General features: G+C 40.7%; 28 protein-coding genes. 6 read left to right on the forward strand and 22 right to left on the reverse strand.

From position 1 onward, the window contains the following. Nucleotides 1-163 precede the first annotated feature (163 nt). Nucleotides 164-1,354, forward strand: coding sequence for a site-specific integrase (locus tag HMPREF9075_RS05915; protein ID WP_009415578.1), 1,191 nt, complete (start codon nt 164-166; stop codon nt 1,352-1,354). A gap of 20 nt (nt 1,355-1,374) precedes the next feature. After that, on the forward strand, nt 1,375-2,583 hold the full coding sequence (locus tag HMPREF9075_RS05920) for an Ig-like domain-containing protein (RefSeq protein WP_009415579.1): 1,209 nt from the start codon (nt 1,375-1,377) through the stop codon (nt 2,581-2,583). Nucleotides 2,584-2,612: 29 nt separating this feature from the next. On the opposite strand, the gene HMPREF9075_RS05925 is transcribed toward HMPREF9075_RS05920, so the two are convergent. Genes HMPREF9075_RS05925 through HMPREF9075_RS05970 form a run of 11 tightly spaced genes read right to left on the reverse strand, consistent with a single transcriptional unit; the run spans nt 2,613 to nt 11,843 of the window. Further along, complete coding sequence (locus HMPREF9075_RS05925) at nt 2,613-6,950, reverse strand: tape measure protein (protein WP_009415580.1); 4,338 nt, start codon at nt 6,948-6,950, stop codon at nt 2,613-2,615. A gap of 10 nt (nt 6,951-6,960) precedes the next feature. Beyond that, the gene (locus HMPREF9075_RS13175; protein WP_009415581.1) at nt 6,961-7,116 is read right to left on the reverse strand and encodes a hypothetical protein; all 156 of its coding nucleotides are present in this window, start codon (nt 7,114-7,116) and stop codon (nt 6,961-6,963) included. A gap of 38 nt (nt 7,117-7,154) precedes the next feature. Next, complete coding sequence (locus HMPREF9075_RS05930; RefSeq protein ID WP_009415582.1) at nt 7,155-7,640, reverse strand: hypothetical protein; 486 nt, start codon at nt 7,638-7,640, stop codon at nt 7,155-7,157. A gap of 3 nt (nt 7,641-7,643) precedes the next feature. After that, nucleotides 7,644-8,138: a hypothetical protein gene (locus HMPREF9075_RS05935; protein WP_009415583.1), complete on the reverse strand. Its 495-nt coding sequence runs from the start codon at nt 8,136-8,138 to the stop codon at nt 7,644-7,646. Nucleotides 8,139-8,179: 41 nt separating this feature from the next. Beyond that, nucleotides 8,180-8,596 (reverse strand): hypothetical protein, encoded by a 417-nt coding sequence (locus tag HMPREF9075_RS05940; RefSeq protein WP_009415584.1) that lies wholly within the window; start codon nt 8,594-8,596, stop codon nt 8,180-8,182. Continuing rightward, nucleotides 8,593-9,027, reverse strand: a complete 435-nt coding sequence (locus HMPREF9075_RS05945) for a hypothetical protein (RefSeq protein ID WP_009415585.1) — start codon at nt 9,025-9,027, stop codon at nt 8,593-8,595. Before HMPREF9075_RS05945 ends, HMPREF9075_RS05940 begins: the two co-directional genes overlap by 4 nt. Next, nucleotides 9,024-9,350 (reverse strand): hypothetical protein, encoded by a 327-nt coding sequence (locus HMPREF9075_RS05950; RefSeq protein WP_009415586.1) that lies wholly within the window; start codon nt 9,348-9,350, stop codon nt 9,024-9,026. Before HMPREF9075_RS05950 ends, HMPREF9075_RS05945 begins: the two co-directional genes overlap by 4 nt. A 14-nt stretch (nt 9,351-9,364) precedes the next feature. Continuing rightward, nucleotides 9,365-9,691, reverse strand: coding sequence for a DUF6706 family protein (locus HMPREF9075_RS05955; RefSeq protein ID WP_009415587.1), 327 nt, complete (start codon nt 9,689-9,691; stop codon nt 9,365-9,367). A gap of 1 nt (nt 9,692) precedes the next feature. Continuing rightward, nucleotides 9,693-10,772 (reverse strand): major capsid protein, encoded by a 1,080-nt coding sequence (locus HMPREF9075_RS05960; protein WP_009415588.1) that lies wholly within the window; start codon nt 10,770-10,772, stop codon nt 9,693-9,695. Nucleotides 10,773-10,793: 21 nt separating this feature from the next. Beyond that, the gene (locus tag HMPREF9075_RS05965; RefSeq protein WP_009415589.1) at nt 10,794-11,165 is read right to left on the reverse strand and encodes a hypothetical protein; all 372 of its coding nucleotides are present in this window, start codon (nt 11,163-11,165) and stop codon (nt 10,794-10,796) included. 6 nt (nt 11,166-11,171) lie between these two features. Then, complete coding sequence (locus tag HMPREF9075_RS05970) at nt 11,172-11,843, reverse strand: hypothetical protein (RefSeq protein ID WP_009415590.1); 672 nt, start codon at nt 11,841-11,843, stop codon at nt 11,172-11,174. 151 nt (nt 11,844-11,994) lie between these two features. On the opposite strand from HMPREF9075_RS05970, the gene HMPREF9075_RS05975 reads away from it, so the two are divergent. The 4 genes from HMPREF9075_RS05975 to HMPREF9075_RS05985 are packed head-to-tail and all read left to right on the forward strand — an operon-like array spanning nt 11,995 to nt 13,664. After that, complete coding sequence (locus tag HMPREF9075_RS05975; protein ID WP_009415591.1) at nt 11,995-12,492, forward strand: phage holin family protein; 498 nt, start codon at nt 11,995-11,997, stop codon at nt 12,490-12,492. After that, nucleotides 12,489-13,001: a glycoside hydrolase family 73 protein gene (locus tag HMPREF9075_RS05980; protein WP_009415592.1), complete on the forward strand. Its 513-nt coding sequence runs from the start codon at nt 12,489-12,491 to the stop codon at nt 12,999-13,001. The genes HMPREF9075_RS05975 and HMPREF9075_RS05980 overlap by 4 nt, the downstream gene beginning before the upstream one ends. Continuing rightward, nucleotides 12,985-13,140: a hypothetical protein gene (locus tag HMPREF9075_RS13500; RefSeq protein ID WP_009415593.1), complete on the forward strand. Its 156-nt coding sequence runs from the start codon at nt 12,985-12,987 to the stop codon at nt 13,138-13,140. Before HMPREF9075_RS05980 ends, HMPREF9075_RS13500 begins: the two co-directional genes overlap by 17 nt. Nucleotides 13,141-13,142: 2 nt before the next feature. Further along, entirely contained in the window at nt 13,143-13,664 is a 522-nt protein-coding gene (locus tag HMPREF9075_RS05985; protein ID WP_009415594.1) for a hypothetical protein, read from the forward strand. Between the two features lie 71 nt (nt 13,665-13,735). Here the strand turns inward: HMPREF9075_RS05985 and HMPREF9075_RS05990 are convergent, their stop codons facing one another. The 11 genes from HMPREF9075_RS05990 to HMPREF9075_RS06035 all read right to left on the reverse strand — a co-directional run bounded on the left by HMPREF9075_RS05990 (nt 13,736) and on the right by HMPREF9075_RS06035 (nt 25,354). Next, nucleotides 13,736-14,038, reverse strand: coding sequence for a hypothetical protein (locus HMPREF9075_RS05990; protein ID WP_009415595.1), 303 nt, complete (start codon nt 14,036-14,038; stop codon nt 13,736-13,738). A gap of 30 nt (nt 14,039-14,068) precedes the next feature. Continuing rightward, the gene (locus HMPREF9075_RS13840) at nt 14,069-18,187 is read right to left on the reverse strand and encodes a hypothetical protein (protein WP_232305070.1); all 4,119 of its coding nucleotides are present in this window, start codon (nt 18,185-18,187) and stop codon (nt 14,069-14,071) included. A gap of 81 nt (nt 18,188-18,268) precedes the next feature. Further along, entirely contained in the window at nt 18,269-19,081 is an 813-nt protein-coding gene (locus HMPREF9075_RS06000) for a hypothetical protein (protein WP_009415597.1), read from the reverse strand. Beyond that, entirely contained in the window at nt 19,078-20,073 is a 996-nt protein-coding gene (locus HMPREF9075_RS06005; RefSeq protein WP_009415598.1) for a hypothetical protein, read from the reverse strand. The genes HMPREF9075_RS06000 and HMPREF9075_RS06005 overlap by 4 nt, the downstream gene beginning before the upstream one ends. Next, on the reverse strand, nt 20,073-21,431 hold the full coding sequence (locus HMPREF9075_RS06010) for a phage portal protein (protein WP_009415599.1): 1,359 nt from the start codon (nt 21,429-21,431) through the stop codon (nt 20,073-20,075). Before HMPREF9075_RS06010 ends, HMPREF9075_RS06005 begins: the two co-directional genes overlap by 1 nt. A 44-nt stretch (nt 21,432-21,475) precedes the next feature. Next, nucleotides 21,476-22,774, reverse strand: a complete 1,299-nt coding sequence (locus HMPREF9075_RS06015; protein WP_009415600.1) for a PBSX family phage terminase large subunit — start codon at nt 22,772-22,774, stop codon at nt 21,476-21,478. Next, a complete protein-coding gene (locus HMPREF9075_RS06020; protein WP_009415601.1) occupies nt 22,767-23,207 on the reverse strand; it encodes a hypothetical protein in 441 nt (146 codons plus the stop codon). Before HMPREF9075_RS06020 ends, HMPREF9075_RS06015 begins: the two co-directional genes overlap by 8 nt. Before the next feature lie 21 nt (nt 23,208-23,228). Then, nucleotides 23,229-23,969, reverse strand: coding sequence for a hypothetical protein (locus HMPREF9075_RS06025; protein WP_009415602.1), 741 nt, complete (start codon nt 23,967-23,969; stop codon nt 23,229-23,231). 3 nt (nt 23,970-23,972) lie between these two features. Continuing rightward, complete coding sequence (locus HMPREF9075_RS06030) at nt 23,973-24,650, reverse strand: phosphoadenosine phosphosulfate reductase family protein (protein WP_009415603.1); 678 nt, start codon at nt 24,648-24,650, stop codon at nt 23,973-23,975. Nucleotides 24,651-24,661: 11 nt separating this feature from the next. Continuing rightward, nucleotides 24,662-24,829, reverse strand: coding sequence for a hypothetical protein (locus tag HMPREF9075_RS13185; protein WP_009415604.1), 168 nt, complete (start codon nt 24,827-24,829; stop codon nt 24,662-24,664). Nucleotides 24,830-24,916: 87 nt separating this feature from the next. Beyond that, nucleotides 24,917-25,354, reverse strand: coding sequence for a hypothetical protein (locus HMPREF9075_RS06035; protein WP_009415605.1), 438 nt, complete (start codon nt 25,352-25,354; stop codon nt 24,917-24,919). Nucleotides 25,355-25,498 lie beyond the last annotated feature (144 nt).

Consider the following 25,498-nt stretch of genomic DNA (forward strand, 5'->3'; position numbering starts at 1 on the left):
TCTGCTAGTTTGTCACACTATGAAGGAAAGCGAAGCCTAAATATCAGTAAATTAGGTGTCTATATCAGATTTACAAGGAATTACAAAATGTTCATAGGTGGTTATTGATGATTATTTTTTGAAGATTTATGAACCAATATTGAACCAATGATAATATAAGCCTATGAACTTTCAATTCCAATTAAGAGACTATAAAAAGCAAAATGGCACACAGGCAGTGCGCTTGCGCTTCTTCACCTCTTCTAAGGATATTCAGTATTTAGATACTGGCGTTTCGGTACTCAAAACTCAATGGGACGAAAAAAAGCAGCAAGTGAAAAAAAACACACTTGAGGAACAGCTTAACGCCTCGCTAAATGCACTCCTTAATGAGGTGAAAATGCTCTATTACAAAAATGAGGGTGTATCAGCAAAACGACTGCTGCAAATCTATAAAAATAGCAAAAAGTACGATAGTTCTTCAATGTTAGACTTTTACCAGTCTATAATTGATGAGACAAGAATGAAAGAAGCTATAAGAACGGCTAAAACATATCAGAGTTACCTTGATAAACTACGTACTTTTTCCTCTTATCTTAGTTTTACTGATATATCCCCCCTATGGGCAAAAGACTATGAGCTGTGGCTAATGAAACGTGGCAATAAACCTAATACCATAGCCTCTAATTTTAAGTGCTTAAACGCAATTCTCAATAAAGCCGTAAAACTGGGACTTATTGAGAAAAACCCCCTCAAAGGGTATGAAATTAGGACTGTGAATACCAAAAAGGAAAGCCTAACTATTGAGGAAATAACCCTTTTTGAGCAGTATGATATAGCCCCACGCTTCAAATCAATGGTTTTAGCTCGTGATATGTTTCTTTTTTCATTTTATACCGCAGGAATGCGTTTTAGTGATGTATGTAAGCTGAAATGGGAAAATGTAACCGATACCGAAATCGTTTATACAATGGGTAAATCTGAAAAAAGGGCTGGGGCAACACGATACATTCCTATTACCCCTAAATTGTCTGCCATATTACAGAAATACAAAACTAATAAAAAGTATGTATTTCCTGTTCTTGATAAGTGTAAGGATAAAGACATTGAGGGGATAGAATATACAATTTTTATAGCCAATAATAAGGTAAATAGGGCTATAAAGATACTTGCCGAGCATATAGGTATCACTAAGCACGTTTCAATGCATATAGCCAAACACTCCTTTGCGAGTTATGCAGTAAAAAACGAAGTAGATTTGTTTCACATCTCTAAACTGCTGGGACATACTAAGCTATCAACTACTGAACATTATCTGAGGGACTTTTTCCAAAAGGAACAAGCCGATGTAATGAATAAACTATTTGGAAAATAATTTAAAAACACCAATAACCAATGAAAAGAATTGTATTATTACTAATAGCGGTGCTTGCTATTGCAAGTTGTTCAAAGAACGACAAAGACGAAGAAAGATTACCTGAAATTATTGTATCTAATAACCCAATATCTGTCAAAATTGGAGTTCCTGAGGATATTACTATCAAGTCAAATGAGCCTAAATGGTATATAAAAAGAGTTGAAATTGAAGATGATAGAATAGCTCGTGTTACAGATAAATATAACAAATATCGTGTATTTGGAGTAATAAAAGGTACTACAAATCTACTAATTATAGCTTCAAATTCTCAAAAAGATATAACTAAAAAAATTCCTATCATTGTTAGTGATGTAGAGGCTCAAAGCATATCACTACCTAATGAGTTGTCTATTACTGTAGGAAATGTTAAACTCATACAATATAGTATTACACCTACAAACGCCACTGAAAATATAGAATGGACAACAAGTGATAAAAATATAGCTATTGTTGAAAGAGGCGAACTGACAGGTTTAAAATCAGGAATTTGTACGATTACAGCTACTATTGGAAAGTTAAAATCTTCTTGCCGTGTTATAGTAAAAGATATAGAAGTAGATGTTATAAAGTTAAAGGATTATCCAAAAGGGTGGTTAGAATTTCAATATAGTAAAAATTTAGGAGGAGACAATCATATAGAATATTCTAATATTAAACTATACGAAAATCAAAGAGTTTCTTTAAATGTTGTTTTTGAGCCTCAAAATGCCAAAGATAAAAATGTTATATGGACATCTTCTAATGCTGAATATGCAGAAGTAAAAGACGGGGTTCTTATTGCTAAAAAACCTATTGAAAGTGAAGTTACAATAAAAGGAACTCTTGCTAATGGTAAATACTTAGAACTAAAAGTAAAATCAGTAAAAATATTAGATGACTACTTAATAGACAATGTAAGACTTGAAACTTCTACAGGATACTCATTAGGTAGTAATACACCCACAAAAACAATGTATTGTTATTTTCATAACGAAACAGGATTAAAAATAAAAGTTCATTCTGTAGAAATAATAGAAGCTATTACCAACACATCTTTAACTACCATTGATTACAATACTTTTGAAGAAAAAGTGGAATATTTCACTAATCCAATTCCTATAGGTAGAGAATATACATTTATATATAAATGGAAGTTTTCCTATAATGATAAAATTTATTTTAAAGAAGCCAGAAGCGATAGGAGATAGTAAAAAAGCCCTCGTTGTGAGGGCTTTTTTTATGACTTCAGTTTAATACCTTTAGTAGTAAGTTCATCTATACCACGTTTCATTCCTGCTATATCCTTTTTCATTTCGTGTAATTGGTAGGTATTTGTCTCAATTCCTGCAAGGTGCTGTAACTGCTGGGCTAAGTTGCTTTTGAGCGTTTCAAATGAATTTGTAAACCCTTTATAGTACTCAATAGCTTGTAGTATGCCGTCTTTGGTCTGTTTCAGTAACTCTGTTTGCAATCTGTCTTGCCCTAACAATTCGTCTCCTGTGTCTTGGCTCATTCGCATATATCCTTTTTCTGTAGCCTTGCGTTGCTCATTAAGGAAGTCAAAACCTAAACCGCTGCTCATAGCATTCCACTTCTTCAAAAACTCTTGCATTTCACCTATTTTGCCTTTCATCGCATTGCCAAAATCGCCTACAAGTTGAGATGATTGGCGCGCAAAACCTTCGCTATTACCCTTGCTATCTTTACCTGCCTGAAGTAGCTTCGCTTGCAAATCTTTGAAAGCATCTGCTACATATAGCTCATACACCATCTGCTTCCCTAATTTGCCTATTATATTTCCTACTGATTTGGCAAAACTTTCAAAGGCGTCTTCTCCCTTCTGTAATGCTGTATATACGCTATTAGTAATGTCCTTGCCGAGTTCTCCAAAGGTACTCTGTAGGTAATCCTCAAACTTCTTTTGAGCTTCTTGCGCTCGTTCGTAACTGTCAATAATATCTTGTAAGGCTTGTTTCCCGCTGTCTCCAAATTCCCTATTATTTACAATACTTTTAGCTAATTCGGCATTAAATTCACCATTGGCTTTTATCAATTCAGGATAAACATCTACAACACTTTTCCAAACAGTATGCGATTCTTTCCACCACAAAGCCCCAGTGGTATAGCTGCCGTCTGCTATCCTTATCTTTTCAAGTTTGCTTTGTTTTGATGCTAATTCTAAAAAATTTAAATACCCATTGGCAAAAATATTAGAATTTTTCTTTAGATAGTCTCTTCTTTCTTTGGTAAGACCGCTTGTGATGTCTTTTTGTAAGGAGTCCCACTGGGTTTTATACTCTTTTAGATAGCCAAGAGCGGTAGCCACTTCTTTTGTTCCAAATACAGAAGTATTCTCCTTGTGTAGCATTCGCTCTTCGTACAAAAGTCGATTGTACTCGCTTTGCTGATTTATCTTAGAGTTGGCTATTTCTTGCAACTTCTTTTCGTGCTCCATACGTGCTTTGGCTGCATTTTCAAACCCTGATGTAACTAACCCTACAACTGCTCCAATTGCCGCTCCCCAGCCTCCTCCTACAGACCCTCCTATTTGCGCCATAGACAATGTACGATTAAGCACATTACCTACATTTTGCATTGTTTGCCCTATACGCTTCAGGCTTTCGTTGCCTGAGCTTTGTCCGAGTTTTTCAAATTCTTGTCCTAATTGGGCAAACTCGCCTGTAATAGATTGAGCTGATGATAGCATACCATTGAAGGCTTCTTGCCACTCGGCTGTATTGGGTTTGGCGTGGAATAGCTTCTTAATATTTGTGCCGAGCTTGCCAAAGGTAGTGTCGCTACGGTCGGCGGTGTCTTTTGTTTGTTCTAACTGCTGACGGAGGTTTTTAATAAACTCTACATTGGCATTGTCGCTCATATCGAGGTTGCTTGCTAAGGCATCAATCTCGGCTTCGGCGTCTGTAATGGTTTGGCGTATTTCCTTGACGGTCTTTTTGCGTAGGTTCTCAAAGAGTTTTGCAATGGCTGTGCCTTCTTTTTTGTAGAGTATATCCAACTTTTTAAGCTCACGTGCCTTTTCGTCTTGTGCTTTCTTCACTTGTGGAGCGTCTGCCCCTAATTTGGCTTGTAGGGCTGCTATATCGGCATTGTATTTTTCTTCAATGGCTTTGCGCTGGTCGGTGTAAGTCTGGTACTTTTCTAACAGCTCTTTATAGACTTGTTCCTGTTGAAAGCGTTGGTAATCGGCATTGGAGGCTAAAAGTGTCTTTTCGTTTTCGGCAAGGCGGTCTTTTTCGGCATTGATGGCTTCGGTATTGGTGTCGAAGTCCTGCCCTTTTTTCCATTTGCCCGCTGCTGCGGCTTTTTGCTTTTCGTTCTCAATGAAAGCGGCTAACTGGTCTTGCGAACGCCTCCTTATCTCTTCTTCTTGCTTGTCGTACTCTAATTGTATGATAGCAAGGCGTTTTTCAGCCCCATCTTGCATTATCTTGATGCGGGCTTCTTCTTGCCTAAAAAGGTCGTCTTGGATTTGTCGCTGGTGGTCTCTGTTGGCTTTTTCGGTGTCGAACTCTGTTTTTGTTTTCTCCTTTTTGGTTTTAGACGGCTTTACGGTGAAGTCGTCATACACCTTTTTGGCTTGTTTGAGATTTTCCTTTGCTTCGGAAACGGCTTTCTGATAGTCTGTTTCGGTTTTGTATCCTGCCTTGTTGTTGGTAATATCAGCGAGGGCTTTTTCAGCGTTTTTTACGGCTGCTGCATACTTCTTTGAAAGGTCGGTATAGCTATATGTTTTTTCGTGAAGGTGGTCTAATTGTGCTTGTAGGGCTTGTGCTTGTGATTGTAGTTCTTCTTTATTGAAGGCGTACCACTCCTCGCCAAACTTTACACCGTGTGAAGCCCATTTTTTGCCTTCTTTTTCTTGTTTTTGCAGGTCGGCAATGAGGCGTTTGCGCTGCTCTAATTGTTTTTGGAGTTCGGTTTCAGATTGGTTTTTAAGGTTGGCTGTCCAATCGCTAAGGGCATCGCTTTTTAGTTCTTTTTTGGCGTTTTTTTGCTTTTCATTGAAGTAGGCGTATATTTCGCTATAATTCCCAAAGGTGCGCCAGTGGTTGCCGAATTTCTCTGTAATTACTCTGTCGAGGTCTGAACCTTTGGCTATTTCGTCAAAGCCTTTGCTGCCTTGTTTTGTGCCTATATCGTACAGTATTTTGGCGTATTCTTTATTCTTGGAATAGTCGGTTTGGCGTTGCCCGCGTGCTTTGTTGGCGTCAAACTCGGCTATTTCTTTTTTGAGTTTGAGTATATCGGCAAGTTTGATGCTTTCTATATCGTATTTTGCGAATATTTGGGGATAAGCACCCGCAAGTTCTGTAAGGGCTTTGCGCCTATCGGTATCGGCGAGGTATTGGTTGGTAGCGGTATCGATAAGTTCTTCGATATGCTGTTTGTGTTCTTGCTCCTTAGCCATAGCGATTTCTCTTTCTTCGTTGAGGCGTTTTTGGGCTTTTTCGGCAGATGAAGTTCTATCGGTAAGGACGAACATTGCTGCGGCTAATGCGGCTACTGCTGTTGCCATAAATACGTAGGGGTTGGAGAGCATAGTGGCATTGAGGAGTTTTTGGGCTTTCTCTAACAGCAAAAGCCCTCTGTATTGGGCGAGTTGTGCTACTGTCCAGCCATTAGTAAGCTGGGTGCTGAGGGCTACGAGGGTATTATTGACGATAACGGCGGCTCTGTATGCTCCGTAGGTGGTGATGAGCCCTGCGATGATTTTGCCGAGTGTTTGGTAGTTTTCTACTAAATAGGCTACTCCGCTAATGGCTCCTGATACGACCCCCTCGCTGGCTTTGCCTATTTCGTTGAGCATTTGGTCGAAATTGTCTTGCAGGTTGGATATTTGTCCGCCTAATGATTTGCTTTGCTCTGCCATTAGGTTATAGAACAAGCCGCCTTCGTTGGTCATATTCTTGATAACGGCTTGTATTTCAGGGAAACCTATTTTGCCCGCTGATACCATATCTTTGATTTCGGTTTCGCTCTTGCCTACGACTTTGCTTAGTTCGGCAATGATAGGAATACCGGCATTCATAAACTGGTATAGGTCGTTGGTCATTAGCTTTCCTTGTGCTTTGACTTGCCCGTATACGTGAATGAGTTGCCCCATAGGGACACCGAGCCCTGCGGCGACATCACCCATACGGCGAAGGGTTTCGGTTACCTCTTGTGCAGGTACTTGGAAGGCGAGCAATCGTTTTGCTCCTTCGGATACTTCTTGCAATCCGAAGGGGGTTTTAGCAGCAAGGTCGGTGAGTTGTGCCATTAGTTCGTTGGCTTTTTCCTTGCTTTTGAGCATCGTCCCAAAAGATATTTCGAGCTGCTGAAATTCGGAGCGTACGGCTATCATTTGGCTAATGAAGGATTGCGCGCCTTGCAGGGTGAAATAGGCGGTTGCACCTTTGAGGAGGGTTTGCCATACATCGGCTTGCTTTTTGCCCTCTTCAACGGCTTTGCGTGTCATTTGCTCGAATTGTTTTTTGATAGCCTCTACATCTTTTTGTATCTGTGATTGGTCGGCTCTTACTTGGAATAATAGGGCTCCGTCTTGTGGTTGCATATTAGATAGGTTATTGGGTGAATTGTTTTATTCCTTTGAGAAAATCGGCATAGGAGGTGCGTTTTTCTGATTTCTGTGGGGCTTTTTTAGTATCCTTGTCATAGTCATAAGAGGGGATAACGGCACTGTAAAGCATTACATTGGCATAGCTTATTTCTTTTAGCACGTAGTTGAAGGTGAGCCCGTACTGTTTGGCGAATGAGCCTACAAGTCCCCAGATGCTGTCGTTTGGTTCTCCACTTCCTTCGTTGGTTTGGTTATCATCATTCCTTTGAGGGAAGTGGTAATGACGAAAAAAGCGCGTATATCTATTTGTCCTAACACTTTAAAGAAGGCGGCTGATACTTCGGTAATGGGGGTATTAATGAGTTTTTTTGCCAGCAATTCGCCTTTGGTTACATTCTTCTTTTTGCGCCAAAACTGCCATTTAGGATAGGTAACTATTTGAGTAAAATCTTTGCCTAATAGGATTACTGATATAGCCCACGCTATATTCTCATATTCTTCGGCATTGTGTATGATTGAGCCTAATATATTCCCCTCACTAATAGTGTCGGTAGGTATTTTGCTGATGTACTTTGAAGCCCTTACGAGGGTAAAAATAGAGGGCGGAGCGACTTGGTACGCTTCGCCCCCAATGGTTACCGTTGTAGGTTCTTCAAGTAGGGTTTGTGCTACTTGTTCTTCCATAGGTTATGCTACTTTTTCGATTGATAAAAATCCTTTACCACCATTGAGGATAGTGATTTCTACATCTACATTGTAGCCACTATCTGCTGTATAGTTGAGCTTACCACTTATTGAGCAGTAGAACATATCAACTTTTTCTGCTCCTGACACTTTTGGAACAATAGAAAAAGAGAACTTCTTGGTAGAAACAAAAGACTTGATGATGAGTTTGTCGCCTGACTCTTCTACATCCCAAATTTCAGAAAGCAATGCCTTGTTAAGGTTTTTAACGGTACATTTTGCTTTCAGGGTAGGTTCGCTTTTCATTTGGTCGATGATTTTACCACCAATGGCTGTCCATTTGAGTTCTTTGCCGTCCTCCGTCTCAAAAGAAAAACTATCTTCTTTGACGATACCTAACGTTTTTAGTACAGTACCCATTGCACCTCCTGCTCCTGGTGCTCCAAATTTAAATTCTATTTCGCCCCAAGCGGTGGCGTTATTATCTACGAATGCCATAATACAATGATTAAATGTTAATGATTAATTGCCTACGGGTGCTACCCGTTAAATGTGTTATATCTGAATTTTACTTTTGCGTTGATGAAAAACTGCTTAATATCCGTGTCCTCAAAGGTTTGTATAAGCTGATGAAGTTGTAACTTGTAATTATGCAAGGCAGTTTTAGCTTCTTCAATGATAGGCATTAAAGCACCCTCGATAGCTTCACAACGTACAAAGTTTTTACTATACTGATTATCGTTATTTTTGACCGTAGGGACAAAAATATTGATGTTAATCACCCCCGTTTGATATTGACCATCTAAACCAGTAAGGAATGCTATTACACAATCCTCTTTTTGTGAGTTCAACGGACGCACACCACTACGATAGGTTTGCCCATTGATAAGGGGATTTATCTTATCCTTAAAGTACTTGTAAATATCGGCTTCTATTTGCGAGGCTGTTTTTTTCATTGCGATAATGCGTTTAGGAGTTTTGGCACTTCTTTTTCGGCTAATAATTCAGCTGATGAGAGTACATTGTAATTGCGTGCTTCTACATAAGCGGCGTACTTCATTCCTGCTACTACTACCAGTACAAAACCTTTTGGGTATTGAGATATTACTTTATTGATGAATGCTTCACCCTCTTTTTGTCCGTTGCCACCTGACTTAGTAAGTTTAAAACCTCCTTTTTCAATGGGTTTGCCGTCTTTTAAGACAATATACCCAATAGACGAACGGAGATTGCCCGTTTGGTCCTGATAGCTTCCGTGCTCACGAGCTTCATTGATACACTTTTCACCTACAATACGAAGGATACGTACTATTTTCTCTTCGTATTTGGCTATCTTTTCTTGAAGCATACGTTCTATATCTGCTGGGGTGAATTGTGGTGTTATCATACGAATATACGGCAGTGAAAAAGGTCTTTTGAAAATCGTATTACTTGCTTTTCAAGGCGAATATTCCCCTCTGTATCTACTACTTGCAAGGTTGTACCCGCTTCTATTTTTGGTGTATTTTTAGGGGCATAGACAGTAGCAGTACATTCAAATATTTGTCCGTCTACTTTGCTTATCTTTTGCCCCGCTCCTGCTATTTCATCACGACATACACCTATTTCTTGCCACTCGATAGGGTCGCTTGGATAGATAGGTATGCCATTTTCATCAATAGTAGGGGCTTGCGATGCTTTCACCTTCAATAGGTACGGGTATATTTTCATTTCCTTGCAGTATTTCAGAATAAATGGGTAATATCTCTTACGGTGGCTTTTTCCTCCAACAAATTCACCCTACCGAGCTGCTTACAAAGCAAATTGTAAAAGGCAGTAATAGCCGATTTGTCATAAGAGAAAGATAAACCACCCTCAGAAAAGGACACTGGGCGCAATAAGAGTTCAGGAATAAGGTTGTAGAAAAACAATTTTGTCTTTCGTTCGTTCTCCTCGTTGAACTCATCAGAAAGTCCCAATCCTACTCGCTGCATTTCTGCAATGAGTAGGGTTGTGGGGTATTCTACGTTCCAAAGTTTGAGTTTTTCATCTATGTACGCTTGTGCAGTCATCTTAGTACTTCGTTTTGATGATGAGTTTGCGCTTAGAGTCGTTCAATACCGGAGTAGCGAACGCTGTGGCTTTGGTAGATACTGAAATAGGGTCTTGATGCCCAAAAGTATTTACCAAAATGAAGTTATCCTTAATAGATTTGCTCATCACATCGGCAAAGTCCATTGTGAACTCGGTAGTCGTGGTATATTGGGTAGTACCCAGTTGAGCTGATGTAGAGAATAGGATATTTCCTTCTTCCCAACCATTAGCCACTATTACTTCTCCGTCTTTGCCCTCAAAGCTGATGAAAGACTCCCATACTTTGATAATAGGCAATCCACGTTCAGCAAGTTCAGCGTTGAGTTGCTCCAAACGTACATCAGGCAAAATGGTAGTGTTGTTGATAGGAACACCTAACACAAATGCACGTGTGTTTTTGTTCTTCAATACCTGATTGAGAGTGGCACGGCTCATAGTGATAGTGGTATAACTATACCCTTTGCCTTTGGCTTCCTCTTGGTATTTTTCGATTTCCTCCATAGGGTTCGCATCCGCATCTGCCCATTTTTTGAGGGCGTTTTGTGTTTTCACCTTGAAGTCTACCGATACATTCACCACTCCACCATTATTGGTAGTGGTAGTTTTGTATTTACCAGTAGATACAAGTTGTTTAGCCATCCACTCCATACGAGCATTGATACCGTCAATACAAAAACGAGGGTCTTCGTATATCTTTTCAATAAGCTGGTTTTTGATACCCGCATTAGTAGGGTTCGCATTTACCGCATAACGGAGTTGCTGAATGGTTAGGAGGTCTTTTTCGTTCAAATCACGGGCTATTTCTACTTTTGGTATTTCGCCTTTGATGTTTTCCACGAACTCGCGCCCTTTGCGTGGTGCTTTTGAGCCAATAGCCACGATGTCCGCCATTATTTTAGCACCGTCAGCCCCTTCGATATTAGAATATCTAAGATAAGGGTTGAACACCAATGGGAAATATTCGCGGTAGCGCAATTCTCCTAATGGGTAGGCTTGGATAATAGCATTCATATTAGCCTGAGAGAACTCGGTAATAATGTTATTTGCGTTGATATTCATCTGCTTTTAATTTTTAAGTTATTAAACGAATGAGATACGAGGCAAAGCGGTGCGTAGGAATGCCACGCCTGCTTTTTCTTTGTCGGGTAGCGCGTCTTTGCGTGCTGTTCCTGCCATTACGACTGCTACAAGTGGCATATCGTCAATGACTACATCGTGAGCGGTAAGCCCCAATGCTCCTGCGGTATTGGCTTGTGAAAGGTCTTCTTTTACAACCTTGAATGTACCATTAGTGTCGGGCATTACGAGCGTGCCTGCGGGGATAACTCCATCGGTAAAGCGTTCCTTAGCAGTAGTAGGGTCTATATACACCCCACCAGGGTAGGTAACATCCAACTGGTCAAACACGACTATTTGGCGACCTGCTTTGTCTGAAATTTTAACTTCGTTCATAAGTGTTTACTGTTTATTGAATTTATCGTTAATATACGCTTGTACATCGGCAGAAACGCCATTGTTGTCTTTTCCTGCTCCTAATACCGAACCTGATAGCGATGATAGTTGCGTATTGGTTTGTGCTTGCAAAAACGCTTGTTCATCGGCTTTTAGTTCGCTGACAAAGGCATTCATTTCTTCATCGTCTTTGAAAGTACGCCCTAAGTGGTGTTTGTAGAATGTTTCCGATACCCCCTGCGTTTTGAGTTGGTTTAGGAAACGTTCCTTGGCGCTTTGTTGTTGCTTCTCTTCTTGAAAGGCTTGAATAGCCTTACCTTGATTGTTAACAGCTTCCAAGAGGCTTTTTGCCCACTCTGGTATTTCATCAGGTTTAGGCTCTTTTGGGGGAGTAGGTGGGTTTTGAGGTTTTGGATTAGATTTAGCCCTTTCTTCTTCAAGTTCTTTCTCTAATTTTTTGCGAGCCTCCTCTGCCTTTGTAAGGCTGGTACGCCCTTTATCGGCTACTGATTGCAATAGCTTAACTTCTTCCTCAACTCCTTTAACGGCGTTTTCAATTTCGCTTTCTTCTTTAACCGCATTCGCCAATCGGGTAGCGATTGCTTTTAAAATAGCTTCGTCCAACCCCAAGTGCGCATACTTGGTTTTGAGTGCTTGTAATAATTTTTCTAAGAACATAGATGTACAATATTTGTTTTTGCAAAAGTAGGTGGTAAAATGTTAAGTAATGTAAGGGTGGTTTGACAATTTTTTGACATTTTGAAGGGGAGCGTAAAAGGGGGGGCATAATGTGGTAATTTTGCGTTGTAAACCTTTAATTTTATTGTAAATGGAAAAGATTTTTGTAATTCTATGGATACTACTCGGTATCTACATTCTTGTACTCCTTATGATATTCGCCGACCTTTGGAGTGGTGTGCGCAAAGCTAAACGTTTGGGTATTGCGCGTAACTCATACGGATATAGGCGTACCATTAGCAAGATGGCGCAATACTACAACATACTTATAGCTTGTACTATTGTGGATAGTATGTACGGCTTGCTCTCTTGGTACTTAGAAATCTATTACCAAACTTCATTGTGGCTATTTCCTTTTATCACTTTCTTTATGGCAATAGTGCTATGTCTAATTGAAATCAAATCGATACGCGAAAAAGCCGAAGACAAAGTGCGGTTAGACCGAGCGGGACAAGTCGTTCAGCAAGTGTTTATCAATCGTGAGAATTTAGAGGAAGTCGCTAAAACCATCTCTAATTATATGAATGAAAAATCTGAACAAGCTGAACAGTCCGAAACATCTCAAACCTCTAACAACGAACAACAATGACACCGAAGGAATTTATAAAGCAATACAAGCGTTTTGCGCTGGAAACGGAGCTCAAAACGGGGATTTCGCACCTCTTTATTTTGGCACAAGCGGCGTTGGAAACGGGCTGGGCTAAGAGTGTGCCAGGGAATATGTTTTTTGGAGTGAAGGCTACGGCTGACACGCCTGAGAATAAGCGGCAATTGCTGCTGACTACGGAGGTGCTGAATAGCCCTAATATGAAGCATTTGTTTCCGCTGGTGGTATCAGTGAAGATGCTCACCAATGGGAAGTGGTTGTACAGGGTGAAGGACTGGTTTAGGAAGTATGACACGCCTGAGGAATGCTTTACCGACCACGCTCAATTCTTTTTCAAAAACAAAAGATACGCTAAGGCGTTGGAGGTGAAAGCGGACCCGTATAAGTTTGCTGAGGAGGTAGCCAAAGCGGGCTATGCAACCGCGCCTAACTATGCCGATAGTTTAAAGAAGTTAATCAAAACAATAGAAGAATATGACAGCAGAATTTAAAGAATTAAAAAAGGAATTGGACAGCTTACTTACAAAAGTAGAGCAGTTGCCACGTACAAGAGAGTTATCACTTGTAATTACAAAATTAGAAGAGGGCACAATGTGGCTCGAAAAAGAAATTAGAAAACAAGAAAAGTAGTTATGAATAGAATAATCATTGCATTATTAGCATTTCTTACCCTCATAGGGTGTAGAACTCGCAAGGCAACCATTACCGAACAAAAGCAGGTGCAAAAGGAGCGTATTATAAAGTACAAGGATAGTATGGCTCTTTTTCAGCACAATGCGCAAACCTTACAGCTTGATACGCACGCCTTACAAGAATATGAAGTAACCCTTGAAAGTGATAAGGATAGCGAGGGGAATAGTAAGGAGTTGGTGTATTACCGCATTAGGGACGGTGATAGTGAGATGATAAGGGTAACAGGTGGAAAGGTGAGGATAAGTGGCAAAAGCAGCCTTTCTAATAGCCTAATAGAGGCGAAGGCTACTCTTACTAATACGGTTATACAAAGCTCTAAGGAAGAGCGAAGGATAAACGAGTCGATAACGATGGCTTATAAGACAAAAGAAGTGAAAGGAATAGTAATAAGATGGTGGTGGGTGGTGGTTGTGCTATTGGTGGTGTGGATAGGTTGGCGGTATAAGTTATTTCGGTTTTAAGAAAGTGAAAGAAAAAAGGCTATTAGCGTGGTGCTGATAGCCTTTTTGATTGGTGATTAGTTAGCAATTTACTACTCTGATATGCTTTTATCATTCGTGGTTTGACCATTGATAATAGCAGCGCAAGTCTCGTGAATGTGCTTGTAGAGTTCAATATCTGAGGGTTGGAAACTGTTGTTTTGAACATCGAAGCTATGGTTAGTAACATTTCCGTGTAGGTAGGGGTAGTAACCTTGTTCTTCTACTTTCTTTTGTACAGAGAAAGATATTGATTGAGGGTTTTGGTCTTTCTCAAATTCGTAAGAGTACATCACGATTACGCCTTGTACTTCTTCTTGTGATGTAATGTGGGTTGTTTTTTGAATGATTTGCATAATATTGAATTGTTTTTGAGTTTTGAATTATTATCCTATATATTCTATATTGGTTATTATACCATTGATTATGGTTATTCTGTGGTTACTAATTTCGTGTGTGTTGGTATATCCTTTTTGCCCTTTAACCATTATATCACCTTCTTCAATATTGAGGGCTATATTTTCTTCTCCGTTCATAGATTTTAGTATAAGAGCTGTACTTTTTTCGCCTCCTCTACTCTCTAATTTCATAGCTGAATGGGTAGTGATACCAAACCCTGACGAAAATACATCTACAGCAGACTTATCAAATGTTTTAAACACATCGGGGTCATTTATTAGCACTTGTGTTGTGCGACTATTTTCTCCAAATCCTAATGCTTTTATTATTCCATCAGATGCTATTTTGAGTCCGTCGGCTTCTAATTTTGTTTCACTTGCACTTTTTATATGAAAATTTCCTATTTGTCCGCTGGTAGCCTCTACGTGTCCTGATATATTGGCATTGGTAGCGTGTAGGGTGCCGTCTTGGAGTACTAAAAAAGCAGATTGACGGCGTCTATCTTCAGCTTCTTTGGGGGTTTCTATAGGTTTTGTTTTATCGGGTTCTCCTGCCCAAATGCGTATGCTATCATTAGTCATTCCCGTACCAGTAATACCTGCCTTTGTACCTTGTGTATTTCCTACTATAAGCGTACCAGTAGCTACCACATTACCGTCTATTTGTGTGTTGCTGAATATTTGTGTTTTGTTTTCAAGGTTTTGGATACGTGTGTTTGAGTTTTCAATATTTCTTTTTTCGGCTGCAATGAGTGCATTGGCGTTGTTGATAGCGTTTTGTAGGTCTGTTTGAATGTCTGCAACTTTGTTTTCAATATCTTCAGGCGCGGGTGACCAATCAGTGGCTTTGTTGCCTATCTCTACCTTTGGCAATCCTAATTTAACATTCTCCGCTGTACATTGTATATGTAAACCTGTACTTGCAATGCTCTGAATTGTCTTACCATTATGTAGAGCGTGTATTAATGAAAAACGTCCTTTATAGCTCCCTCCTAAGTCTGCTTCTGATAAGTATTTCCAAGCGTGTACATATTGTTTAGAATTATCTGTATAAGTAATAACAAACTCGTATCCTAACCTTCTATTACCCAATGCTATCAGCTTAGAATATTCAATATACACAGATACAGTAACCAGTCTACTTACATTAAGTGCCGCTATAAGTTCATTAGATATACTCATAGTTGTATTATATGCGTGGTTTATCATCACATTAGAACCAACAATATAGTTCCTTCCTCCCACCTGCAATTCATTTACCTTTTGCTCGGCAAAGGTTTTAGCTTGCTGTAGGTTTTGTTGGAGTTGTAAGATACGTGCTTGTTGTTCGGCTGTTAGGGCTATACCTGCTTGCTTATTGGCTTCGGCTATGGCTTGTGCTTTGGTGAGTTCGGACTGGGTACGTGCATAATTTTCGGTAGCGGTTTTTGCGGTAGCGATAGCTTGTTCACGTGCTTGTTTTTCGGTTTGTATTTGAGTTTCTAAATCTTCAGGAGCGGGAGACCAGTCAGTGGGTTTGTTGCCTTTTTCAAGTTTTATCCATTCTATGGTGCTATTTACAATTACATTTTGGTGAAAAACATATATAACAGCCAAGAAAGGGGTTGTAGGGTCTTTTTTCCAATTAAATGTTTGCTGATATATACCATTCCCTTTATCTTGTAAAATACATAACTCTTGATACCCTCTCTTATTATATAACCTAAAACCACTTTTCCCAGCTCCTAATTCTCCTTTTAAAGTAAAAGTAACCTGTTCATTTTCTTTAGGTTCTTCTGACAAAAGAAAACTTGTAATAGCATAATTATTATTAGTAATTTTATTATTACTTTTCAAGATTAAATTTCTTCCGCCTACTTGGATATTGCTTGTTTGGTCGTTAGAATACTGTTTTAATCTGTTCTCCAATGATAGCAAATCAGGATTAACGAGTTGCTTTATTTCGGTTTTGTTGCCGTCTGTGATGTGTAGGTTAGCTTTGATGATGATTTCTTTATCTAATAGCTGGATAAACTGCTCGCCGTTGCCTGATGTGATTTTGTCTGTTTTGATTTGTCCGCCGGTGATTTCGGTAAAGCCGTTGAGCTGGGCTATACCTCGCTCGCCATTGTACTCGGAATTGACGGTGGCATATAGGAAATGGTAATAGCCTGCTTCTTGCTCTATATCTATCTTGGTTTCGGATAGGACAAACTGGGCTGTCTCTACGACTTTGCTTGCTTTGATATATAGATAATAGGTTTTTGCCTTATCGTCTAACCTGCCTGATACAAAAGCTGGTGCGTACCAATATTTATAGTCCGCTGCTGAATAATTGGGCTTAATATCGGTTGTACCTAATGCGTAGTGCTTTATCCAACCGCTGCCTGCGTTGAGTTGCTTGGTTGCTTTATCAAAATAGAGGCTGTGTGGTACGGTGATAGGGGTTGCTTTGCTGCTGACAAAGACAAATTGCCCTGACTTGTTGCCTACTAATGCCATCATCGTCTGAATGGTGACAGGAATGATGCTCTTGGTGTATTCAGGAAAGGCTTCTTCTACCTGCTTAATGGTCTCTAAGGCGTTGCGCCAGCTGCGTTTGGTTTCGGATAAGGTGCGCTTGTTGAGTTCGCCGAAATATACTTCTTGGTTTTGGAGTTTGCGTATTTCGGTGGCGAAGGACTGCCCTTGTACTTTGTTGGATAGCTCTATTTGGGGGCTGTATGGGTTATTGACATACTCTTTAAGCCCTACGATGCGAATGGCTACGGGGGTGCGCTGAAACTCGGTATCGGAGAAGTGGATATATGCGCCCATTTTAAGCCGTCCGCCTACATTTACCCAATGTTTTTTTGCCCAAATGCCGTCTAAATCGCCGGTGAAGGTGAAGTGGTCGGCGCGGTTTTCGTATAGGTATTTGCAGGCTTCTTTCATCATTTCCCAACTGGCACCTGACTTTGTGGCATTGTCGCAAATATAGGCAGCTGGCATTTGCATATTATAGACGGAATATTTATCGCCTACGGCTGGCTTGAATATATCGTTGGGCATTGTTGTGCCGTCTTCTTCCTTGGGGACAAGCTGAAATCGTTTTTGGGTATGGTCGTATTTCTGTACTTCAAACTCGCGCCCTGAAAGCATACCGCTTTCAAAATAGATAAGCATCTTTTCGCCATTGATGCGCATATCCCAAAAGTTGAGGGCTTGTGGTATGGTAGTATCGGTGAAGTCGTAGAAGTGTTTGGCTTTATCGACTTCAAAAACGGCGGATATAGTGCCTTTGCGACTGGGGTATATATGGGAAAGGTCGAGGCTTTGTTCGTTGATTCCTCCCCCTGCTCCTCCCCCAGCCCCTCCAAAGGAGGGGGGTTGGGGGTTCTTGATGCTTATAGATAGCCCTTTGTCGTCTGAAACGAAGGTTACACCTTCATATACGTACTCTTGTGATTTGGGCAGTAATAGTTCTTTATTGCCGTACTTGGAGCGGTCGATATTACGGTCGCCCCCTTGTACATAGAGGCGAGTGATACGGCTTTGCTCGGTAGTGCGACTTACGCCTGTTTTGAAGCCTTTGCCTTTGCCATATTGTAGTGGTAGGGGATTGTCCTTAAAGTATTCTACCTTGTGAAGGTGTATGGTTTTGCCTATGATTTCGTATTCGGTCTCAAAGGCTTTGGCTATCATATCCAACGCTTCGAGGCAGTTGTTATGGTTGTAGGAGATGAGTTTTTCGGGGGCTTCGATAGTAGTTCCGAGCGTCCAGCCGCTATCTATCATATTAAGACAATCGACAAGGATTTGCACGTGGTAGCGTGGTGAAGCGGTGAAAGGGAATTTGAGGGTCTTATCGTTGGGGTTACGGAACTTGTAATTACGTAGATTTGCGCCCTCGCTGTCCATAGTGAGGGTGTACTCGAAGTGCTTGCTGTTATGTTTTACGATTTTAGCGGGCTGATTGAGGGTGTAGCGTTCGCCCTGAAACTCGCACCACGCTCCTGTGGGGATTTCGGTATAAGTGGGTAATGAAAAGTATAGGGTGAGGGTATGCTCGCCCATAATGGAGCGATAGCGGTAACTTTCATCAGTAGGAAGTATATCAAGGCGGTTTGTATTAAAATTGATTTGCATAACTCTGAATTACAAGTGAGGCAAAGGTACGTTAGTATTGATAGTATATTAGCAAGGAGGTTTGACAATTATTTGACATTTTTATACAAGGGTAAGGGTGAGGGTAAATTCTACTTTGAGGGTATTGCCTACAAGCAGCGCATTCTTTACGCTTGCTTTTTGGTAGATAGCTTTAAGTCCTCCCCCTACCCTTGCGAAAGAGGGGGGAATGTTAATGGTTCGTTCGCCTTGCTTGGTGAGTTGGTATAGCAGTGCCTCGTAGAGTTGCCAAAAGGAAGTAAGAGGCTGACTGATATAGCAATTCAGGGTAAGGGTGCGCTCTTTGAATGTGTTAGCGTGCTGGGCGTATTGTACGCCTGACAAGGTATTGCTGGTGGTGGTGAGGTGCTCTTTTACCTCGTAGGTGGGCAGGAGGGTGTTTTGGGTTTCTTCAAGAATGTATATACCATATTTGGACAGGTCTGTACCGTCTATGGTGAAGCCAGAAAGGGGTAGCGATGCATTGGGGGTGGTGTAGGTGTAGCCTTGTAGGGGGGTGTCGTTGGCGAGGGTAATATCGGTAGTGATGTAGCCTTCTTCGGTTTTGGCTTTTTGAGCGGATACGAAGCGCAAACGAAAGGTTTTGCCTAACTCTTCAAAATGAAAATCGTTGTAGGTTTGTGCCGTTAGGAAGGTGATGAAGGGGGCGTAATGGGTTGCCTTGCTGATGAAGGTGAGGGTGTATTGCTGGGTATCAAGTACGGGGGTGGTAGTGTCGTACTCTTTGCCGTAATACTCTGCCCATTCATTTGAGGGTAGTTTTTTAAGCGAGGGGTAGCAAAGAAGGTCCTTGTAGTTGGTGTCTAATAAGTGGGTTTGGTAGGTAGTTTGTATGTCGATGTTATTTATTTTCATTTCTTTATTAATTTTTTATTTTCCTCAATAAAATAGGGTTTTGTTTTCCAATTCTTGAAGCGGTCTTTGTTATCAGCTACCCATTGCTTATAGTTGTTGGGTACTTCGGCTACGTAATTAGAGGAGCTTTCGGGGGGTAGGGTTTCATCGGCTTTGAGTTCCTTGATAAGCTCTTCATCGGTTTTTAGCAGGGTGATGATATGGCACTTGCAGCCTACGTGCCAGCCGTGAAAGTGGAATGTTTTGGGGTATTTGCCTTTGAGCTCATCGCACATATCATAGACTTTGTGCTGTGGGGATAGGCGTACCTCGAAGCCTACAATATCAGGGTTTTGCTGTATGCGCAACCAATCGGCGGACTTATAGGCTACATTGATTTCGTTGCTGGTAAGGCGCAAGGCGTTTTTGTAGGCGCTTCGGTACACTCCTTGCCCAGGGTGATAGTTTTGGGCGTTCTTGCTTAGTACGAGGTTGCCGTATTGGTCTCTGACCCTTCGGAATAGGGCGGTAGGGTTGTTCAATAGGTTGCGTACTTCACGACTTAGCTGTGCCGCGCTTTTACCTTCTTCTAAGGAAACAGATAAGGCGAGTTCTATTTCGGTTTGGGCTTTTTTGGCAATGTCCCATACCCTATCAGAGACTGTGAAATCTTTAATCTTTCGTACTTTGAAGGCTTCGAGGGCTTCTAAGTTCTGATACTTGGTTAATCCTTCTCTTAGTAGGTGGTCCTGTTTAAGGTTTGCAAATGCCCATTCGTTGGTGATACCTTGCTTTATAATTTGGTTTAATTGTTTGCTGAAATTGGCTAATTCCTTATCAAAGGATTTTCCTTTCTTGGTGGCTGCAAAGGCAAATAGTGTACTTGCGATGAGTTCCTTATAGTCCGTTTTGAGGGCTATAAATACGGCTGTACCTACAAGCTGGTAAAACAATCGTTCTACTTGTTGTAGGTATGCCATTAGGTGCTTTCTATGTTGCTCATCGTAGTTCATTAGATAGCGGCTTCATTGAGGTTGCTGTTTTCCTCGTCTTTGATTTGCTGTAATTGGGCTTCGGGGTCGGTGATGCCGAAACGCTGCATTGCTTCACGTTGTGATATAAGGGGCTTGCCACCATTGGCTTCTGTAAGGGTACGTATCATTTCGGTATCATCGTCAATATCAAACGGGGTGATGATAGGGGTAATATCTATATCTTTCAGTTCTTTTTCAAAGGGCAGATACATTTTTGAAAGGAAGGCTAAAATGATATTGATACGCCTTTGTAGGGCTGGTATAAATATAGCCTCATTGTCTTTTACTTTGAGGTGTGCGGGCAGCCAAGCGAGTTTGCGCCCTACACCTGAGAGCATATTGCCTTTGCCGGCGTAGAACTCATCGGAAAGGTCAGGAGTATGGGTAAACTCGTGAATATCACGGCGGTTCATTGTCATTTCTCTATCAAAATTATCATTAGCATTAGGAGGCACTACGAATTGTACATTACCTCCATCTTTTACCTCGAATACTTTGCCTCCCATATTATTGCCATACATTTTACCTTCTATCTTACCAGAAATCATTAGTATAGGCTCTCCGAACTTCTTATTACTTTCAGAAAAATAAGTACGCTGCTCTTCGGCTATTTCGATGAGGTGCTGTACATCGTCCCATTCGGGATTGTCTTGCTGGTACAATACCACTGGTATTTTGCCGATGATATTTTCTTTCACTTCGGTAGTGGTAACCCCATTTTCGGTAATGAAGGTGTATATAAATTCAGTGGTGAAGGCTTGGAATACAGTTTTGCCTTCTTTGGTGGTACTTTCTACGGCAAAGGATATGAGGTTGTTATTATCGTCAAAGCGTGGGTATAGGGTGTATTTTTCAGGGGATAGGATTTTGTGTCGCAATAGGAATTGAGAAGGCACACCATATTTCTCGTTCTGCTCTTCTTCCGTATACCACAACTCGGCTACTTGGGTGTAACGCTTCACCTCTGTACATATTTTGCTGTCGGAAAAGTTCATTTTATTTGCCTTGATGACCTTCTGAAAGGCAGCAAAAAGTGGGCTATCCTCTGCGGTGTACTTGTAGGGGATAGCGGTTTGGAACATCGTGGCAATTCTAACGATACGCTTTTGGTAGGATAGGGCTACACGATTAAGGGAACGAATACGTTTTTCAAATCGTGGTTTGTTCTGACTATCTAAAAGAGGATTACCCACTTCGTCAGTAAGTTGTATCATTATTTCAGGGTCGGGGTAGCGGTGCTTATTGATGAGTATATCGTGCTTTTTTACCTCATATTGCCGTTGGTATGGGGCGATGTCTATGGTGGTAATGCCTTTTTTAAAATCTTCTTGTGTCATTGTATCTAAATTTTTAATTTTGAGTTGCCTGCGGAGGATCTCCGCTAAATCATTGAGGCGAGTTGATATAAGTTGTTATTCGTACCGCTTAGCAGCTTCATAGTGATATAGCGAATGGCATCTATGGCGTGGTTGTAGTTATCTATGGGGATACCTGCTTTTTTATCGTTCCAAGCGTAATTTTTCAGCTCTTTCTTCACGTTGAAGCTGTGAGGCGTTACCACTAATTTATAATTGAGCATTGTAGTTATACCTGCTGATACGCTTCCTGCTCCCTTTTCGCAAGGTTCTATATTTAGCCCTTTATCTCTTAGGTCGGCAATCAGGCGAGGTTCGGCACTATCAGCAACGATAAGGTCGTCAGGGTTGTCTATCAGGGTGCTATTGAGCTGGTAAAGTCCGTCAGAGGATAATTGCTTGTTGTTATAGTATTTTTCGTCTATATAGATGATTTTTCTGCGATTATCTACGGCTACTTTGATGAGGGTATCAGGGTCAATAGAAAAGCCGTAATCTTGTCCGTAGCCATAAGGTAATGAGGTGTCAAACTCGCCTTCTTCCCAATCGGTGAATATTACCCCTTCGGATACATCAGCCCAGCGACCTATGATTTTTTGAGCGTATTTGGTTTTGTTGAACATAGATTGAGAGAAATTGCCTTGTTCATCGGTAGCTTGTGCGAGGCTTTGGGCTTTGATTTCGTCAATCTGTTTAAAAAACTGCTCATTGAGGTTTTCTGCATTATCAAAGTAGGTGGTGTGGATATGCAATACATCGGGGTGGGTGGATATTTGCACCTCAACGCCGTCAATCTTTACCACCTTGTGCGTTTTTTCAATGTACTTCTTATAAATGAAATGCTCGGCATTGGAGGGGTTCAGAATAAGGATAACCCGTAATTGCTTGCCTTTCTGACGGATTGATAGTATTAGTTTCTCATAGTCCTCTTCTGATAGCCATTCTTCCATTTCGTCACCTACGAAGGTAGTAATGCCGTGTAATGATTTAAGGTTAGCGGTTTGGTTTCCTGATGATGTTTTGATACCCTTAAAGAGTATTTCAGAGCCTGAAAAGGTGTTTTTGATAGCTGTTTTAGTAATATTAAAATACGCTTGTGTACCCTCTGCTTCTATCTTTTCCTCAAACTCTGGGATAATAGAACTATGGGCTGATACCATAGTATAACGGCTGAAAAGGATTTTATGCCCGCCCTCAAAAGATAAGCGTTCTAAAAAGGTAGAGGCATTATACGACTTGCCGCTGCCTCGACCTCCTGAAAGGATAGTGATGAACTTATCTTTATTGAGGTATAGGGGGTTATATACGGGCTGTGTTTTAATCATTACTTTTGCTATTGCTTTTGAGCCACTGAGCGATGTCGATGCTTCCTTGTACAGATACTTCCTCTTTTATACCGTCATCGGTTTTGAAGGTTTGCATAATGGTAGGGATAAGTGATAAGCGGTTAGCCATTGGCACTTTTACCTTTTTGAATTTGCCGTCAATGATATTGCCTTCTTCATCGGTTTCGGGCTCTTGCATTACGCCGTATATAAGGGCATTGACACTCATATTGGCTACTGTTTGAAAGGTGCGGGAACGATAGGCTTTTTGTATTTCGTATAGTTCGGGGTTTTGTCGTATCCTTCTGTAAATGTAGGAATAGTCGGCTCCTAACATTTCAGCGGCTTTTACGGGTTGCCCTGATGTTTCGATGAGTGCTTTTTTTATCATTTCATCGGTTATTTCTTGCTTTCTACCTACTTTTTTTTTCATATTGTTAATATTGTTATATTCCTAACTATTTTCTATAATTTGTTGAACGATTTCGCCTTTGATATACTTATCATCGGGGTGTACAGAATAGATTATTTTTGCTTCTTCTATTTTGTTTTTGAGTACTTCCATAAAATAGAGCTTACTTTCATAGTCATAGAATGAAAGGGTGATATATGGGTCTCCTGCTACTTCTTGTGCTAATCTGTCTTTGGTTTCTTGTTTGGCTTGTTTTACGGCTTCTTTTCGTGCGAGGCGTTCTTCATCAGTGATTTGTTCGAGGTTGCGGAAGTCGTCTTTTACTGCTTGGTTATAGTCGGCTATATCAAATACTGGTACATCGGCAATGAGTACGTTTATATCAGCTTCATCAAGTCCTGCGAGATCATAATCTATTTCAGGGATTAGTGCGGCTAATAGGTCGTTATCAAATTCACCTTGTGCGGTGGTAGAGTTGAAGAATATGTTTTGTTCTTTTTCTTCTTTGTCTGATAATTGTAGGACTTCCACACGTATAGGGTAATCGTTTTCGTGGGTATCAGGATTGTATTTTTCTATTTCGTCTATAATAGAAAGTCGTTGGTGTCCTGATACGAGGTTGCCAGTGGTTTCGTTCCAAACAATTCCTCCTGCTAATCCGATACGTTTAAGATTGGCTTTGAGTTTCTTTTTTGCGGTGTCGGATAAGCGGCGGGGATTGTAGGAAGCGAAATTGATTTGGCTTCTTTGTATGGTGATTGATTGTGCTTGTTTAACTTTCATTGTTTATAGGTTATAGGTTTCGTATTCAAATACTATTCGTTCGGCTTGTGGGAACTCTTTTATTACTTTCTGATAGTCGGCAGGGTGAAAGCGTTTGCAGTAGAGTAGGAAAGGTAGATTACCTACACTTGTACCTTGACTTTGCCCTTCGCCATATTTTATGGGCGGTATGAGTTTTTTGAGTTTGATATACTTTTCTACATCGGCATTCTTGTACTTTGATAGTGGATATAGGTTGTGAGTGCTATCGGCAAACATTTCATCACGATAGGTGCGGAGCATAAGGCGGCGATTGAGGCTATCAGACTGCTTAAAGCCAAATATTGCCCATTGTATGCCTGTATTCTTTTTGACCATTTCGGTAATGTTGGAAAGCTGATATACCCGCTGGGTGGGGTCTTTGCGACAACCGAGTATGCCATCTCGGCGATATTGAGAAAGGGCGTAATGTGGTACTTGCAGGAATGTGATGTTTGGGTACTTGTGCTTTGCGTATAGAATGTATTTATTGATATGTTCGAGGTCTTTGACCATATACATATATACGCAGGTGATGTGTGCAAAGTGTGGGTAACACAAATCTAACAAGGCGATGCTATCTTTACCAGTAGCGGAGTGGAATAGTATCACCTCGTTAGTATGTGTTGCGAGCTCTTTTATGGACTGCAGGGCGTAGTACATAAGCAAATGATTTAAACTTTTGAACGACCTGCACGCCCTAATGCTTTGGCGTTGCCTCGTCTGTGGGCTCGCTGCGCTTCTCTTGCCGTCCAATTAGCGGGGCGATTGGCTATAGCTTTATTTTCAGCTTTGATAGCTGTTGAAACGGCACTTCGTTGTACAATGTTACCTCTTGGCATAATATAATTATTTTATGGGTTACTAAATAAAAAGCACCGCAAACCTTACTGAAGACTTGCGGTGCTTATGGTATGAGATGAAAAAAGTTATATATTTTCTCTGAAAACTACTTTGCCGAGTACGATAGCTAAATAGGTATCATCAGGGGCGAAGCCTTCTTTTTCGGCTTCTTTGAGTATGTATTGAGTTTTAGGGCTGTCGGGGTTCTCAATCTTTTCTTCTTTGTCAATATTGTACTTCATTTCAACAAGGGCTCGTTTGGCGTGAGGAGGTTTGTCCATACCGTTTTGAAATAGTATGTGTGTGATAGGTTTATCGCTTACATACTCGCCTTTGCTATTGAAGTTGGCAACTTTTTTGAGCCAAAAGTCTGAAAGGTCTCTAAACTCAACTGTTTTTTCACCACTTAGGATACGTTCGAGCGGTTCACGAATAATGTTAATGTACATTATATTTTCGTCTTTAAGCCCTAACTCGTCAATTACTTTTTTCATTTCGGGGGTGTATTGTATTTTTTTTGCCATATTGATTAATATTTTAATGGTTGTTATTCTTTTTTGTGATACTACCCGCCTTGCAAATCTTTTGTGCAAAGATAAGGTATTTGCAAGGGTGGTGTATGCTGATAGTTTGACAATTTTTTGACATTTTTGCGCGTGGTGCAAATA

Origin of the sequence: Capnocytophaga sp. oral taxon 332 str. F0381 (genome assembly GCF_000318275.2) — a bacterium.
In the GTDB taxonomy this organism is placed as follows: domain Bacteria; phylum Bacteroidota; class Bacteroidia; order Flavobacteriales; family Flavobacteriaceae; genus Capnocytophaga; species Capnocytophaga bilenii.

Bases quoted from the DNA above. Each gene is read 5' to 3' on its own strand.
- HMPREF9075_RS13840 (WP_232305070.1), bottom strand. From the start codon at position 18,187: ATGCAAATCAATTTTAATACAAACCGCCTTGATATACTTCCTACTGAT.
- HMPREF9075_RS05955 (WP_009415587.1), bottom strand. From the start codon at position 9,691: ATGACTGCACAAGCGTACATAGATGAAAAACTCAAACTTTGGAACGTA.
- HMPREF9075_RS13500 (WP_009415593.1), top strand. From the start codon at position 12,985: ATGACAGCAGAATTTAAAGAATTAAAAAAGGAATTGGACAGCTTACTT.
- HMPREF9075_RS05990 (WP_009415595.1), bottom strand. From the start codon at position 14,038: ATGCAAATCATTCAAAAAACAACCCACATTACATCACAAGAAGAAGTA.
- HMPREF9075_RS05925 (WP_009415580.1), bottom strand. From the start codon at position 6,950: ATGCAACCACAAGACGGAGCCCTATTATTCCAAGTAAGAGCCGACCAA.
- HMPREF9075_RS06005 (WP_009415598.1), bottom strand. From the start codon at position 20,073: ATGAACTACGATGAGCAACATAGAAAGCACCTAATGGCATACCTACAA.
- HMPREF9075_RS05915 (WP_009415578.1), top strand. From the start codon at position 164: ATGAACTTTCAATTCCAATTAAGAGACTATAAAAAGCAAAATGGCACA.
- HMPREF9075_RS06010 (WP_009415599.1), bottom strand. From the start codon at position 21,431: ATGACACAAGAAGATTTTAAAAAAGGCATTACCACCATAGACATCGCC.
- HMPREF9075_RS05930 (WP_009415582.1), bottom strand. From the start codon at position 7,640: ATGGAAGAACAAGTAGCACAAACCCTACTTGAAGAACCTACAACGGTA.
- HMPREF9075_RS05980 (WP_009415592.1), top strand. From the start codon at position 12,489: ATGACACCGAAGGAATTTATAAAGCAATACAAGCGTTTTGCGCTGGAA.
- HMPREF9075_RS06030 (WP_009415603.1), bottom strand. From the start codon at position 24,650: ATGTACTACGCCCTGCAGTCCATAAAAGAGCTCGCAACACATACTAAC.
- HMPREF9075_RS06000 (WP_009415597.1), bottom strand. From the start codon at position 19,081: ATGAAAATAAATAACATCGACATACAAACTACCTACCAAACCCACTTA.
- HMPREF9075_RS05920 (WP_009415579.1), top strand. From the start codon at position 1,375: ATGAAAAGAATTGTATTATTACTAATAGCGGTGCTTGCTATTGCAAGT.
- HMPREF9075_RS05975 (WP_009415591.1), top strand. From the start codon at position 11,995: ATGGAAAAGATTTTTGTAATTCTATGGATACTACTCGGTATCTACATT.
- HMPREF9075_RS05970 (WP_009415590.1), bottom strand. From the start codon at position 11,843: ATGTTCTTAGAAAAATTATTACAAGCACTCAAAACCAAGTATGCGCAC.
- HMPREF9075_RS06015 (WP_009415600.1), bottom strand. From the start codon at position 22,774: ATGATTAAAACACAGCCCGTATATAACCCCCTATACCTCAATAAAGAT.
- HMPREF9075_RS06025 (WP_009415602.1), bottom strand. From the start codon at position 23,969: ATGAAAGTTAAACAAGCACAATCAATCACCATACAAAGAAGCCAAATC.
- HMPREF9075_RS06020 (WP_009415601.1), bottom strand. From the start codon at position 23,207: ATGAAAAAAAAAGTAGGTAGAAAGCAAGAAATAACCGATGAAATGATA.
- HMPREF9075_RS05945 (WP_009415585.1), bottom strand. From the start codon at position 9,027: ATGATAACACCACAATTCACCCCAGCAGATATAGAACGTATGCTTCAA.
- HMPREF9075_RS13185 (WP_009415604.1), bottom strand. From the start codon at position 24,829: ATGCCAAGAGGTAACATTGTACAACGAAGTGCCGTTTCAACAGCTATC.
- HMPREF9075_RS05985 (WP_009415594.1), top strand. From the start codon at position 13,143: ATGAATAGAATAATCATTGCATTATTAGCATTTCTTACCCTCATAGGG.
- HMPREF9075_RS05960 (WP_009415588.1), bottom strand. From the start codon at position 10,772: ATGAATATCAACGCAAATAACATTATTACCGAGTTCTCTCAGGCTAAT.
- HMPREF9075_RS05950 (WP_009415586.1), bottom strand. From the start codon at position 9,350: ATGAAAATATACCCGTACCTATTGAAGGTGAAAGCATCGCAAGCCCCT.
- HMPREF9075_RS05935 (WP_009415583.1), bottom strand. From the start codon at position 8,138: ATGGCATTCGTAGATAATAACGCCACCGCTTGGGGCGAAATAGAATTT.
- HMPREF9075_RS05940 (WP_009415584.1), bottom strand. From the start codon at position 8,596: ATGAAAAAAACAGCCTCGCAAATAGAAGCCGATATTTACAAGTACTTT.
- HMPREF9075_RS05965 (WP_009415589.1), bottom strand. From the start codon at position 11,165: ATGAACGAAGTTAAAATTTCAGACAAAGCAGGTCGCCAAATAGTCGTG.
- HMPREF9075_RS06035 (WP_009415605.1), bottom strand. From the start codon at position 25,354: ATGGCAAAAAAAATACAATACACCCCCGAAATGAAAAAAGTAATTGAC.